This window comes from Actinomyces sp. Marseille-P3109, from assembly GCF_900323545.1.
Lineage (GTDB): Bacteria > Actinomycetota > Actinomycetes > Actinomycetales > Actinomycetaceae > Actinomyces.
Genome location: NZ_OOHN01000008.1, coordinates 121527 through 134801 on the forward strand (window position 1 = coordinate 121527; position 13275 = coordinate 134801).

Annotated in this window: 9 protein-coding genes; 5 read left to right on the forward strand and 4 right to left on the reverse strand. The window is 66.9% G+C overall.

The window, feature by feature from the left end:
- Window positions 1-128: 128 nt before the first annotated feature.
- The 5 genes from BQ8008_RS00685 (at window position 129) to BQ8008_RS00705 (ending at window position 7454) form a co-directional block, all read left to right on the forward strand.
- Window positions 129-1709, forward strand: coding sequence for a PucR family transcriptional regulator (locus tag BQ8008_RS00685; RefSeq protein ID WP_108832382.1), 1581 nt, complete (start codon window positions 129-131; stop codon window positions 1707-1709).
- A gap of 305 nt (window positions 1710-2014) precedes the next feature.
- Entirely contained in the window at window positions 2015-3442 is a 1428-nt protein-coding gene (locus tag BQ8008_RS00690; RefSeq protein ID WP_108832383.1) for an aminobutyraldehyde dehydrogenase, read from the forward strand.
- Between the two features lie 30 nt (window positions 3443-3472).
- Complete coding sequence (locus BQ8008_RS00695; protein ID WP_108832384.1) at window positions 3473-4333, forward strand: universal stress protein; 861 nt, start codon at window positions 3473-3475, stop codon at window positions 4331-4333.
- Window positions 4330-5868, forward strand: coding sequence for an APC family permease (locus BQ8008_RS00700; RefSeq protein WP_108832385.1), 1539 nt, complete (start codon window positions 4330-4332; stop codon window positions 5866-5868). Before BQ8008_RS00695 ends, BQ8008_RS00700 begins: the two co-directional genes overlap by 4 nt.
- Before the next feature lie 215 nt (window positions 5869-6083).
- On the forward strand, window positions 6084-7454 hold the full coding sequence (locus BQ8008_RS00705; RefSeq protein ID WP_108832386.1) for an aspartate aminotransferase family protein: 1371 nt from the start codon (window positions 6084-6086) through the stop codon (window positions 7452-7454).
- A 153-nt stretch (window positions 7455-7607) separates the two neighbouring features.
- On the opposite strand, the gene BQ8008_RS00710 is transcribed toward BQ8008_RS00705, so the two are convergent.
- The 4 genes from BQ8008_RS00710 to BQ8008_RS00725 form a co-directional block, all read right to left on the reverse strand.
- Window positions 7608-8114, reverse strand: a complete 507-nt coding sequence (locus tag BQ8008_RS00710) for a ClbS/DfsB family four-helix bundle protein (RefSeq protein ID WP_108832387.1) — start codon at window positions 8112-8114, stop codon at window positions 7608-7610.
- 143 nt (window positions 8115-8257) lie between these two features.
- Window positions 8258-9829 carry a peptide MFS transporter gene (locus BQ8008_RS00715; RefSeq protein WP_108832388.1) on the reverse strand — a complete coding sequence of 524 codons (1572 nt, stop codon included), beginning with the start codon at window positions 9827-9829 and terminating at the stop codon, window positions 8258-8260.
- 187 nt (window positions 9830-10016) lie between these two features.
- Window positions 10017-11612, reverse strand: a complete 1596-nt coding sequence (locus BQ8008_RS00720) for a peptide MFS transporter (protein ID WP_442778205.1) — start codon at window positions 11610-11612, stop codon at window positions 10017-10019.
- 308 nt (window positions 11613-11920) lie between these two features.
- Window positions 11921-13189, reverse strand: coding sequence for an alpha-hydroxy acid oxidase (locus BQ8008_RS00725; RefSeq protein ID WP_009747182.1), 1269 nt, complete (start codon window positions 13187-13189; stop codon window positions 11921-11923).
- Window positions 13190-13275 lie beyond the last annotated feature (86 nt).

Here is a 13275-nt window from a genome sequence, read left to right on the forward strand (position 1 = left end):
GTAGAAACGTGCTCGGCTTTGAGTTCCACCTCAGGTTATGCCCGCCCTTGGGGCCGAGCACCTAGGCATAATGCACAGAATGTCATGAATCCTGTGCATAGCGCATAGAAGAGTGTTTGAATCCAGGCATGCTGATGGTGTCGGATCTCATGGATCGAGCGGACCTGGGGGTTCGCGCGGTGCTCCTGCCCGTACCGAGCGCCGCGGTCACGTGGGTCGTCGCGACCGAGCTCCTCCAGCCGGCTTCCTACCTCGAGGGCGGTGAGCTCGTTCTCACGACAGGCCTCGTCATGGCGGATGCCGAGGCGGACACATGGCGGGAGTACGTGGTCTCACTGGTCGAGGCGGGAGTCGCCGCGCTCGGACTGGGAACCGGCATCGTCTTCGACGCCGTGCCCGAGGACCTGCGCGAGGCCTGCCGGATCGGGCGGCTCAATCTCCTCGAGGTCCCCCTCGAGGTCTCCTTCGCCTCCATCAGCCGTGAGGTGGGGGCCATGCTTCAGGCGACCGGGCCCGATGGCGGTGCCGAGGGGGCGGGCGATGAGGAGACCCTGGTCCTGCAGCAGCTGACGCGCGCAGCCGCCAAGGACAACCAGAGCGCGATCATGCGCGCCCTGGCCTCGATCCTCCGGGGGGAGGTGTCCCTGAGGGACGCCACGGGACGCACCGTGGTCGGCCCCTTCGGTCCAGCGGCTCCGGGAGTCGACGACGAGGTTGCCGAGTGCATCGACAGGATTCGTCCGGCAGGGATGCGAGGGGCCGGGGCGTTGGGGCTCGGCGAGATGCGCTTGGTCGTTCGACCGGTCGGCATCACCGGTGAGCCTGAGAGCTACCTGGCGACCGTTCATCGGGAGACGCTCACGCGTGCCCAGACTCTGGGAGTCGATCTGGCCTGGTCGTTCCTGAATCTCATCGCCGAGTCCTCCAAGGCGTTCACCGGATGGCTCCTCCAGCTCGTGGGAGCGGCTGCCGAGCATCTCCTGGCGGGCGAGGTCGTGCAGGGACTGGCCCTGGCCGACCAGGCCCAGGATCTCGTCCGCAAGCGCCTCCCATCTCCGGCGCGGCGGTTGATGAGCGGTACCGGCGGCGGTCATCAGTGGCGCGTGATCTGTCTCGAGGGCGGCGGTGCCGCCGTTGCCGGGCTCTCCTCGGCGCTGGCCAGACTGCTCGTCGAGAGACGGGGGTCTCCGGCGGGAGAGGGTCTTCTGTGGCGCACGGACCGGGACGGGACCCGTCTGACGATCCTCGGGGAGGCCGAGCACGTTCCCGCGCTTCTCGAGGACGACCGTGTCGCGCCATGGGCGGGGCGGATGCGGATCGGGGTCAGCGGCTCTGCCGGCATCGCCGACCTGCCGCGGGCCGCACAGCAGGCGCTGTCCGTCTGCACCGGTGCTCGGCAGGTCGGACAGGCGGTGCGCTGGGAGGACTCGGGGCCGCCGTCGGTCACGGATCTGCTTGACCAGGACAAGGCCCGCGCCTTCGCCCGCGCTCGCCTCAGGGGCGTTGCCGAGCAGCCTGAGCTGCTCGAGCTGCTGGAGATCTACCTCAGCGAGGCAGGGGCGGTTCAGCGCATCGCCGAGCGTCTGGGGGTGCATCGCAACTCGGTCGCCGCACGCCTCGTACGCCTGCGCCGGGCGCTCGGCGTCGACATCGAGGACGCCGAGCAGCGGGCAAATTTGTGGATTGCGTCATATTTTTTGAAGAAGTGACGGCCCGTCGTCTCGCATGTGGGTGACTTTTCCCTGCGTTGGCGCGGTTCTTCGAAGCGTGGAACGTGACGTTCGACATACTTGACTGTGTATGTTTACCATGTTTGCGTCACATAGGACCTTAGCCCGCCTTGTGTCCGCAGTGCATGGGGCGCGTGGGACGCCAGCGGCGATGTAGCCGGCATGGGTCCTGTGTGAGCTTGGGCAGCAGAGGCCTGAGCCGTCTCAATTTTTATTTTTCGACTCTCGACGCCTCTCAGCTCGACGCTGATGTCCCGCCAACCCCAAGAAGCAGAGTGATTCACATGAGCCTTCCTCTCCTCCAGAATTTCATCAACGGAAGATTTGTTCCAGCAGCGACCGATACCACGGTCGAGATCGTGGATCCCCGAACGGAACAAACCGTCGCACAGTGCCCGGTCTCAGGCCCCGCCGACGTCGATGCCGCCTACGACGCCGCCCTCAAGGCCTTCGAGAGCTGGCGACTGACAACGCCGGCGGAACGCCAGACACTCCTGCTCCGGCTCGCCGACGCCCTGGAGGCCAATGCCGACCGCCTCGTCGAGGCCCAGCGCCGCAACACCGGTCAGCTCGCCGAGATGGTCCGATCGGAGGAAGTGCTGACAGGCGCCTCCCAGCTGCGGTTCTTCGCCGGAGCCGCCCGCGTCCAGTCGGGTGTCGCCTCGGGTGAGTACGCCGAGGGGCTGAACTCGCAGCTTCGCCGCGAGCCCATTGGCGTCGTCGGTCAGATCGTCCCGTGGAACTACCCCCTCATGATGCTCATCTGGAAGGTCGGGCCCGCTCTGGCCGCAGGCAACACGGTGGTGCTCAAGCCCAGCGTCAACACACCCGAGAGCGCCGTCGTCTTCGCCGAGATCGCCGGTGAGATCCTCCCGCCCGGGGTCTTCAACCTGGTGCTCGGCACCGGCGAGACCGGGCGCCTCCTGAGCTCTCACCCGGTGCCCGGGCTGGTCGCGCTCACGGGATCGGTGCGCGCAGGCGCGGATCTCGCCGAACAGGCGTCCCGCAACGTGACCCGCGTTCACCTGGAGCTCGGAGGCAAGGCCCCCGCCATCGTCTTCGCCGATGCCGACATCGAGGCGACCGCCGAGGGCATCGCCGCCGCAGGGCTGTTCAACTCCGGGCAGGACTGCACCGCCGCCACCCGCGTCCTGGTCGAGTCCTCGGTCGCGAAAGAGTTCACCGATGCACTGGTGCGTCACGCCGAGTCCCTGCGAACCGGTCCGATTCCCGAGGAGGAGGCGTTCTACGGCCCCCTGAACAATGCCCGCCACTTCGCCTCCGTGCAAAAGATCGTCGAGGAGCGGCCCGCGCACTCCAACCTGCTGACCGGTGGGCACCGCGTCGGCGAGACCGGGTACTACTACGCGCCCACCATCATCTCGGGGCTCAAGCAGGACGACGCACTCGTGCAGCAGGAGGTCTTCGGGCCGGTCCTCACCGTTCAGGAGTTCTCCTCCGACGACGAGGCCCTGGCCCTGGCCAACGGCGTGGACTACGCGCTGTCCTCGTCCATCTGGACGACCGATCATCAGCGCGTCCTGCGATTCAGCAGGGACCTGGACTTCGGCTGCGTCTGGGTGAACTGCCACATCCCTCTCGTCGCAGAGATGCCGCACGGCGGATTCAAACGGTCCGGGTACGGCAAGGACCTCTCTGTCTACGGCGTGGAGGACTACACGCGTATCAAACACGTCATGAGTGCCCTGTGACGCTCCGGAAGCGAACAGGAGGTCATTCCCATGCGCATTCTGACGGCCTTCACCAATTCGCTCGGTGGTCGAGACTCCTATCACCTGGGTGTGTCTCTCGCTGAAGCATTCTCGTGCTCACTCGATCTCGTCACCGTCGTCAAGGGCGGCGATGGACGCTATCTGCTCGACGTCACCGATCACGCGTTCCAGGATGTCGTCGCCACGCAGGTCGACGACTGGATGACGGAAATCATCGAGGAGCACCGGCCTCGTGTGCCGGTGAGCAAGTACCTGCGGTACAGCCCCTCGTTCCCCGAGGGCATCATCGCCTCGGCCGAGGAGCTCGAAGCCGACCTGCTCGTGGCCGGCGGAGGCCGTCACGGGGTCATGGGGAGGGTGTCTCTCGGTTCCGTGGGGCAGACACTGCTCAACTCCTCGACTGTTCCGGTCGCCCTGTCTCCGCGAGGCATGAGGCACGCCCCTCTTGACGGGCTCTCGCGCATCACGGTCATGCTGGGGGAGTCCGGCAGGTGGAGGGGGCTGCTCAGTACGGCCAGGACCTTCGCCGACAGGGCTGGCGTCCCGTTGCGCCTCGTCACGGTGGCGGCCGGTGACTCGCAGGACACTACAGAGATCGAGGAGCGGACTGAAGCCCTGCTCGCCGAGGTGCGCCTGGATCTGAAGGGGCTGGACGACCAGCGTGTCCAGGTCGTCCACGCCCAGGGCATGAGTGCCGCCGTGCTGGCAATGGAGTGGAGCAGGAATGAGCTGGCCTTCCTGGGATCGGCGCGCCTGGCCCAGAGCGGGCGCCTGTTCCTGGGGCCGGATGCCAACAAGATCCTGCGTGTCCTGCCCGTGCCGCTCGTCGCCGTCCCGGCGGCCGCGGCCGACGTCGGAGGTGGACCATGAGCACGAAGACCACTGACACCGGGAGTGGGCTGTCGCGGAAGGGACTGGCCGAGGGCTCCGTCGGTCTGCTCGGCGCCATCGTCATCGGCGTGTCCTGCATAGCGCCCCCGTACACCCTCACCGGCGCACTGGGGCCGACCGTCTCAGAGGTCGGCAAGCAGGTTCCGGCGATCTTCCTCGTCGGATTCATCCCGATGCTCCTGGTCGCCTTCGGGTACCGAGAGCTCAATGCGGCGATGCCCGACTCGGGCACCTCCTTCACCTGGAGCACCCGCGCCTTCGGTCCGTGGGTCGGGTGGATGAACGGTTGGGGGCTGGTTGTGGCGACCGTCGTCGTCCTATCGAACCTCGCGGCCATCGCCGTCGACTTCTTCTACCTGCTGATCGCGCAGGTGGTCCGCAGACCCGCCATTGCGGAGCTCACCGACAACGTGTGGATCAATACCCTCACCTGTCTGGTCTTCATCACGTTGGCGACCTGGATCGCGTACCGCGACATGCAGACCACCCAGAAGCTCCAGTACTGGTTGGTGGGGTTTCAGCTGACGGTGTTCCTCGGCTTCGGTGCGGTGGCCATCTTCCGGTACTTCACCGGGACCGCCGTCAATCCGACGCCTTTCAGGTTCGAGTGGCTCAATCCGTTCGCCGTCGACTCGCTGCGAACCTTTGTGGCGGGCGTTTCCCTGTCCCTGTTCATCTACTGGGGCTGGGACGTGTCTCTGACGGTCAACGAGGAGACGGACGACGCCGGCTCCACCCCCGGGCGTGCTGCCGTGCTCACCGTCATGACCATTGTCTCGGTGTACATGTTCGTCACGATCGGATCAATGATGTTCGCCGGTCTGGGCAAGGACGGGATAGGACTGGGCAACCCCGAGATCCAGGACAACGTCTTCTTCGCCTTGGCCAGGCCGGTCCTGGGGCCGTTCGCGATCCTCATGTCAATGGCGGTGCTGATCTCGTCGGCCGCCTCTTTGCAGTCCACCTTCGTCTCTCCCGCCCGCACCTTGCTGTCGATGGGATACTACGGAGCAATGCCGGAGAAGCTCGGCCAGATCTCTCCGCGCTTCCTCACCCCCGGTCGTGCCACAGTCGTCTCGGCGATCGCCGCCTCGACGTTCTACACGCTGCTGCGCTTCGTGTCCACGACCGTCCTGTGGGACACGGTCCAGACCCTGGGGGCCATGATCGCCTTCTACTACGGGCTCACCGCCTTCGCCGCGGTGTGGTACTTCCGAAGGCAATGGTTCCGCTCGGTGAGGTCCTTCTTCTTCACGCTGGTGTCGCCGGGGCTGGGAGGCCTCACCCTCTTCTCGCTGCTCGGCTTGACCCTGAAGGACTCCCTCGACCCGAGTTATGGATCGGGCTCACAGGTCTTCGGCGTCGGTCTCGTCTTCGTCCTCACCCTCGCCCTCATTCTCCTGGGTGTGGTACTGATGCTTGTGCAGTACGTCCGAGCACCGGCTTTCTTCCGCGGGGAGGTGATCGCACGATCCGACGCTGTCGCCGATGAGACGAAGACGGCGACTGACTGACGGTGGCGCAGCTGCTGCGCTCAGTGTGGCTTCACGAGGGCCGGTGAACCGGAGTGAACATGCACCACCCATGAAGACAGCTCCCTCCGCGCCAGGCCGGTGGAAGGAGCTACGAGGAATCACATTGCAATCGCATCGACGAATACTCCGATCGATGCACCGGTAATCAAGTACATGACCTGTGGACGCCAGGCCGGACCACGAAGGAGCGAGCAATGAGCATCAATATGGAACGAGTCGCTGAGCTGATGGAGATCGAGTCGAAGCGCCTCAATGAACGGACCAAGGGATCCGGCGATATGTACAGTCGCGCGAGACACAGTCTTTCCGGCGGCGTCGCCTCCTCGTACCAGCTGCGCGAGCCCTGGCCCATTTACCTCGAGCGCGGGCAGGGGCCGAAGGTCTGGGACGTCGACGGCAACGAGATGTGGGACTTCCACAACGGCTTCGGATCGATGCTTCAGGGGCATGCCCACCCGGTGATCGGTGAGGCCATTCAGGAGCGGTACAGCAAGGGCACCCACTTCGCCGCGCCGACTGAGGACGCCCTGGTGGTAGCGGAGAACCTCTCGAACAGGTGGGGCCTGCCGAAGTGGCGCTACACGAACTCGGGCTCGGAGTCCACGATGGACGCCATCCGCATCGCACGCGCCTATACCGGTCGCGACACGGTCATGAAGATCTTCGGCTCCTACCACGGGCACCACGACACCGTCATGGTCTCGATCGGCGTCGAGTACGACAAGATCGGCGACCGCGACAACCTGGCCTCCCTGCCCTATGGAGGCGGCATCCCCGACGCCACCGTCCGGATGACGGTGCCGGTGCCCTTCAACGACGCCGAGGCCATGGAACGCCGCATCATCCGGCTGACCGATGAGGGTCGTAAACCCGCCTGCGTCATCATGGAGCCGGCCATGATGAACCTGGGGGTCGTGCTGCCGGAACCGGGCTACCTGGAGCAGGTTCGCGAGATCACCCGGCGACACGGCATCGTGCTGATCTTCGATGAGGTCAAGACCGGCCTGTGCATCGGACCGGGCGGCGCCACCAAGCGCTTCGGAGTGACTCCTGACATGGTGACCATGGCCAAGGCCCTCGGCGGCGGTCTGCCCTCGGGCGCCATCGGCGGCACCGAGGAAGTCATGTCCGTGGTGGAGGACCACACTGTCTTCCAGGTGGGCACCTACAACGGCAACCCCCTGGCGATGGCCGCCGTACGGGCCAACCTCGAGAAGGTCCTCACCCCGGAGGCCTACGCCCACCTCGACCACCTCAACGAGCGCATTCTGGCCGGCTGCACGGAGGTCATCGAGCGCTACGACCTTCCGGGCTACGCGGTGGGCGTGGGCGGCAAGGGCTGCGTCACCTTCTCTCCCAAGAAGGTCGTCGACTACGAGTCCTTCAAGGAGCACCAGAACGCGGAGCTGTCCGAGCTCGCCTGGTTGTTCAACATGAACCGGGGGATCTTCATGACTCCGGGCCGCGAGGAGGAGTGGACGCTGTCAGTGACCCACACGGATGAAGCGATCGACGCCTACGTCAGCTGCTTCGAGGAGCTTGCCGAGGCGATCACCGCCGGGTGACGTAAGTTCTCACCGATCTCGTGGGGGCCGCCGGGGACTCCGGCGGCCCCCACGAGATCGGAGCGGCGGGCGTGCGCCTCTCAGGGCCGGGGGAGTGACCGGCTCCGAGCCGCTGCTCCTGGTCCCATGAGCATGCCCTTCTCGCAGCGTCGCTCAGCGGCGCTTCCAGGAGCGGATCTTCGTGCGGAAGGAGGTGAAGGGCGCCACCGTGTTGATGTGGATCCACCTGGCCACCGGCCAGGCCGACGGCGTCGAGGAGGCCCACGCCCGCTGTCCGGAGGTGAAGAGCTCGTCCTGACTCAGCGATGCCACGAGGGCGACGACGTCGTCGACCCGCTGCCGACAAGCCTCCTGGAGCCGAAGCAGTGAGGCGTCCCGCCACTGCTCGTAGAAGGAGATGTGGAGACCGCCGAGCCGGTTCCACCGGTGGCCCGGTGCGGGCGTGACCACCTCCCGTCCGGCCCGTTCGTCTCGTTCCCAGCCCAGCAGCAGGTCCATCCACCCCAGCTGGTAGGCGATCATCTGCGTGGGCGTGCGGTCCACACCGTCCTTGAGCGTGTGGAGCCCGGAGGCGGGGACGTCGTCGAACTCGGCAATGAACAACTCGGCGCGCTTGCGGATCTCGGCGATGAGCTCCTCGCCGGAGGTGTAGTGCTTCATGACGGTCCCCTTTTCCAACGGCTCCCCATCGACCCGCCGGCGGTTGCCCCAGGCTCGCGGGTCGCAGAGTAGACCCCGCGTTCGTGCTCTCCACCCTACGAACCCGATGGCCATCCCGCGATCTCACGGCGGCCCAGCCGTGCCTAGTCCTGCGAGGTGACTCCGACGTCGGCCATCTTGCGCTCCGTCCAGGGGGCGACGACGAACAGGACGATCGCCACGGCGACCGTCACCACGCCCAGGCCGTAGTAGTAGGTCGAGTTCGCGACGTTCTTCGTCTGGGCGATGATGAAGCCGGCGAGCCCCTGACCGGTGGCAGTCGTCAGCAGCCACAGGCTCATCGTCTGGGAGGCGAAGCTCTTGGGTGCCAGCGCCGACGTCGTCGCCAGGCCCACCGGGGACAGGAAGAGCTCGGCGACGGTCTGGATGATGAACACCACGGCCAGGAACCACCACGGGGCCAGCCTGTCGCCGCCGGTCCAGATCTGGAACCCGTAGCCCAGGATGAAGGCGGAGGCTCCGATGATGAGCACCGAGATCGCGAACTTCATGATGGTCGAGGGGAACCTGCCGGCCCGCCGGGTGAAGAGCCAGCCGATGAACGGTGCCAGGATGACGATCGTGGCCGGGTTGATGGACTGGTAGGTCTCCGGGTTGATGACCCAGCCGACCAGCGGCATGTGGCCGTCAGTGTTGTCCTTGGCGAAGGTGGCCATCTTGCCGGCGGCCTGCTCGGAGATCATGAAGAACAGGACCGCGCCGATCCACAGGGGGATGTAGGCGCGCAGGTGGGTGCGCTCGCGGGCGGTCACCTTGGGGGAGCGGAACATGAGTGCGAAGTACCCCAGGGCGGCGCCTGCCGGGATGATGAGCATCGCGGTGGAGATGGCGTCGAGCAGGCTGCCGGTGAGGAGAGTCAGGATCGTCACCAGCGCGGCTGCGCCCGCCACGGTGACCGCCGACACGAGAAGAAGCCGCTGCCGCTCCTCGGAGCGGACGGGGTTGGGAACGGTGAAGGCGAAGGCGGAGAGCTTGTGACGCCCGTAGACGAAGGCCACCAGGGCGAAGGCCATGCCGACGGCGGCCGAGGAGAACCCGGCGTGGTAGCCGTAGTGCTCGCGCAGCCAGCCGGTCACCAGGGGAGAGGCCAGCGACCCGACGTTGACCGACATGTAGAACAGCTGGAAGCCGGCATCGCGCCGTGGATCATCGTCGTCGTAGAGGCCCCCGACGATCGTGGACAGGTTCGGCTTGATGAAGCCGGTGCCCACGGCCACCAGCACGATACCGAGCCAGGAGGTGGCCACCACGGGGATGGACAGGCAGATGTGCCCGGCCATGATGACCATCCCGCCGTAGAGGGTGGACAGCCACGGCCCGATGACCCGGTCGGCGAAGATCCCTCCGGGGATGGCCAGCAGGTAGACGGCCGCGCTGTAGGAGGCCAGGATGACCTGGCCGGAGTTGGCGCTCAGGCCCAGGCCGCCATTCGCCGCGGTGTCGGTGATGAAGTAGAGCAGGATGGCGCGCATGCCGTAGTAGGAGAAGCGCTCCCACATCTCCACGTTGAGCATCCACGGCAGGCCCCGAGGGTGACCGAACAGTCCGCGGTCGTCCTTCGACGGCGTTATGCGCAGGGTGGTGGGCCGCCATCGGCTGGTGATCATCCGGCCGCTTCTGAGGTCGTCCTCGACGGGAGTCGGGGTCGTTGACATGAGACTCTCCCTTCCTGTGGCGGGGTGAGGTATGCGACCGGACTGTCAGTGTCCGGTACGAGCCACAGGTACCCGTGCACCTTACTCCGACCGCGCGGTCGGTTGGGGAGGAATGCGAGGAGAGGCAGACAGGTGATTCCCGCCGAGGCGGGCTGGGGCTACTCGGCGAGAGCTGGTCAGCCGCGGCTCACTCGGCGGTGGCCGCCTCGACATCGGCCATCTGCCGCTGCGTCCACGGGGCGACGGCGAACAGCACCAGGGCCATGAGGAGCGTGGCCGCACCCAGGCCGTAGTAGTAGGTGGCGTCGGAGATGTCCTCGGTCTGGGCGATGATGAACCCGGCGACTCCCTGGCCGGCGGCGACGCTGAGCCACCACAGTCCCATCGCCTGGGAGGCGAAGCTCCTGGGGGCCAGGGCGGTCGTCGTGGCCAGGCCGACCGGGGTCAGGAAGAGCTCGGCGACGGTCTGGATGACGTAGACCAGCGCCAGGAACCACCAAGGGGACAGGTCCTGTCCGCCCGGCCAGATCTGGAATCCGTAACCCAGCATGAGCGCCGAGAATCCGACGATGAGCACCGCGATGACGAACTTCATGATGGTCGAGGGGAACTTGCCCGCCCGCCGGGTGAACAGCATGCCGACCAGCGGAGCCAGGAGCACGATCGCCGCGGGGTTGACCGACTGATAGGCCTCAGCGGTGGTCGACCATCCGAAGAAGGGCAGGCGCAGGTCCGTATTGGACTCGGCGAAGGTGGCCATCTTGCCGGCGGCCTGCTCGGTGATCATGAAGAACAGGACCGCGCCGACCCACAGGGGGATGTAGGCGCGCAGGTGAGTGTGCTCGCCGGCAGTGACCTTGGGGGAGCGGAACATGACCACGAAGTAGGCCACGGCCGCACCGACCGGGATGAGGAGACCCGCCGTGGCGACGGTGGTGACCAGGCTGCCGGTGAGCACCTGAAGGACTGCGACGACAACGGCGATGGCGACCAGGACCCCAATGGATCCCAGAAGAAGCCGCTGTCGCTCCTCGGGGCGGACGGGGTTGGGGACGGTGAAGGCGAAGGCGGAGAGCTTGTGACGCCCGTAGACGAAGGCCACCAGGGCGAAGGCCATGCCGACGGCGGCCGAGGAGAACCCGGCGTGGTAGCCGTAGTGCTCGCGCAGCCAGCCGGTCAGCAGCGGAGAGGCGAAGGCGCCGATGTTGATGGACATGTAGAACAGCTGGAAGCCGGCGTCGCGGCGGATATCGTCATCGTCGTAGAGGCCCCCGACGATGGTCGTCAGGTTCGGCTTGATGAAGCCGGTGCCCACGGCCACCAGCACGATCCCCAGCCAGGACAGCGCGGTGACCGGGACGGACAGGCAGATGTGCCCGGCCATGATGACCATCCCGCCGTAGAGGGTGGACAGCCACGGCCCGATGACCCGGTCGGCGAAGATGCCCCCGGGGATGGCCAGCAGGTAGACGGCCATCCCGTAGAGCGCGATGACGACCTGACCGGAGTTGGCGCTCAGGCCCAGGCCCCCGCGCGCCACCGTGTCGGTGATGAAGTAGAGCAGGATGGCGCGCATGCCGTAGTAGGAGAAGCGCTCCCACATCTCCACGTTGAGCATCCACGGCAGGCCCCGAGGGTGACCGAAGAGCCCCCGGTCCTCTCTCGACGGCGCGGTGCGCAGGGTGGTGGGCCGCCATCGGCTGGAGATGAGGCGACCGGACTGGGCGACGTCGTCCTCGAGGTCGTCAGCAGCTGCTGTCGGACCTGACATGGACTGTGCCATGGCGATGTCCCTTCCTCAGAGCGGTGGTCGCTCGGGGCCGACCGCAGGGGTGTTCCAGGGCGCCGGGCGGTCCGACTCGCACGAGGAGGCCCAGACCTGTCGCCGAAGAGAGATGTGATGGTGCCGAGACCATAGCTCCTGGTCTGTTTCCAGCATGCTTCCGGCAATTGGGAGAACAGCGGTGGCCCCGGGGAGGAGACTGCTGTGATCTCCTCCCCGGGGCCACCGGGTGCCGCCCTGGAGGGCGGTCTACAGGGATTCCTCCGCGAGGCGGAGGGCAGGGGGAGGGCGGCGGACTCCGTCCAGGCTCAGCGGGCGACGGCGTCCGCCGCAGCCCTGATGTGCGGACGCACCGGGGTCAGGCGGGTCAGCTGGGTGACGTGGCGCGGCTCGAGCTCCTCCAGGCTGGAGACGCCCAGGAGCTTCATGGTGCGGATGACCTCGTCGGAGAGGATCTCGATCATGCGGTCCACGCCCTCGCGCCCGCCGGCCATGAGGCCGTAGAGGTAGGCGCGGCCCACGAGCCCGAACTTGGCGCCCAGGGCGACGGCGGCCACGACGTCGGCGCCGTTCATGATGCCGGTGTCGACCATGATCGTGGCGTCCTTGCCGACCTCCCGGACCACCTCGGGCAGGAGGCGGAAGGGGACGGGGGCACGGTCCAGCTGGCGCCCGCCGTGGTTGGACAGCAGGACGCCGTCGACGCCCAGGTCGATGAGGCGCTTGGAGTCCTCGACGGTCTGTACGCCCTTGATGACGATCTTGCCGGGCCACATGGAGCGGATGACCTTGAGGTCCTCGTCGCTGATGGTGGGGTCCATGGCGTTGTCGAGCAGCTCGCCCACGGTGCCGCCGGTGGACTTCAGGGAGGCGAACTCCAGCTTGGGCGTGGTCAGGAAGTCGAACCACCACCACGGGCGGGGGATCGCGTCGAGGACGGTGCCGGCCGTGATCTGGGGCGGGATGGAGAAGCCGTTGCGCTTGTCGCGCAGGCGGGCCCCGGCCACGGGGGTGTCGACGGTGAACATGAGGGTGTCGAAGCCGGCTGCGGCGGCGCGCTCGACCAGCCCGTAGGAGATGTCGCGCTGGCGCATGACGTAGAGCTGGAACCAGTTGCGTCCGTGGGGGTTGGCGGCCTTGACGTCCTCGATGGAGGTGGTGCCCAGGGTGGACAGGGTGAAGGGAATGCCGGCGGCGCCCGCGGCCCCGGCCCCGGCGACCTCGCCCTCGGTCTGCATGAGGCGGGTGAATCCGGTGGGGGCGATACCGAAGGGCATGGCCGAACGACCGCCCAGGATCTCGCAGGAGGTGTCGACGTCGAGGGCCGGGTGGAGGATGTCGGGGTGGAACTCGATGTCGCGGAAGGCCTGGCGGGCGCGGCGCAGAGAGACCTCTCCCTCGGCGGCGCCGTCGGTGTAGTCGAAGGCCGCGGCCGGGGTGCGGCGCTTGGCGATCTTGCGCAGGTCCCAGGTGGTCAGTGCGGCGTCGAGGCGTCGGCGCTTGGGGTTCAGCTCGGGCGTCTTGAAGTGGAGCAGCTCGAAGATCTCGCTCGGGTTGGGCAGCTGGCGCTTGACCATAGGAACCTCATCAGTGAGTCGGATTCTGGACGTTCCGCTCGGTGCGGAGCGCTCGTGGGAGGCGGCCGGCCTCCATGGCTCAGCCC

Coding starts and splice junctions, on each gene's coding strand:
- BQ8008_RS00705 (WP_108832386.1), top strand. CDS start 6,084: ATGAGCATCAATATGGAACGAGTCGCTGAGCTGATGGAGATCGAGTCG.
- BQ8008_RS00685 (WP_108832382.1), top strand. CDS start 129: ATGCTGATGGTGTCGGATCTCATGGATCGAGCGGACCTGGGGGTTCGC.
- BQ8008_RS00695 (WP_108832384.1), top strand. CDS start 3,473: ATGCGCATTCTGACGGCCTTCACCAATTCGCTCGGTGGTCGAGACTCC.
- BQ8008_RS00720 (WP_442778205.1), bottom strand. CDS start 11,612: ATGGCACAGTCCATGTCAGGTCCGACAGCAGCTGCTGACGACCTCGAG.
- BQ8008_RS00710 (WP_108832387.1), bottom strand. CDS start 8,114: ATGAAGCACTACACCTCCGGCGAGGAGCTCATCGCCGAGATCCGCAAG.
- BQ8008_RS00725 (WP_009747182.1), bottom strand. CDS start 13,189: ATGGTCAAGCGCCAGCTGCCCAACCCGAGCGAGATCTTCGAGCTGCTC.
- BQ8008_RS00690 (WP_108832383.1), top strand. CDS start 2,015: ATGAGCCTTCCTCTCCTCCAGAATTTCATCAACGGAAGATTTGTTCCA.
- BQ8008_RS00715 (WP_108832388.1), bottom strand. CDS start 9,829: ATGTCAACGACCCCGACTCCCGTCGAGGACGACCTCAGAAGCGGCCGG.
- BQ8008_RS00700 (WP_108832385.1), top strand. CDS start 4,330: ATGAGCACGAAGACCACTGACACCGGGAGTGGGCTGTCGCGGAAGGGA.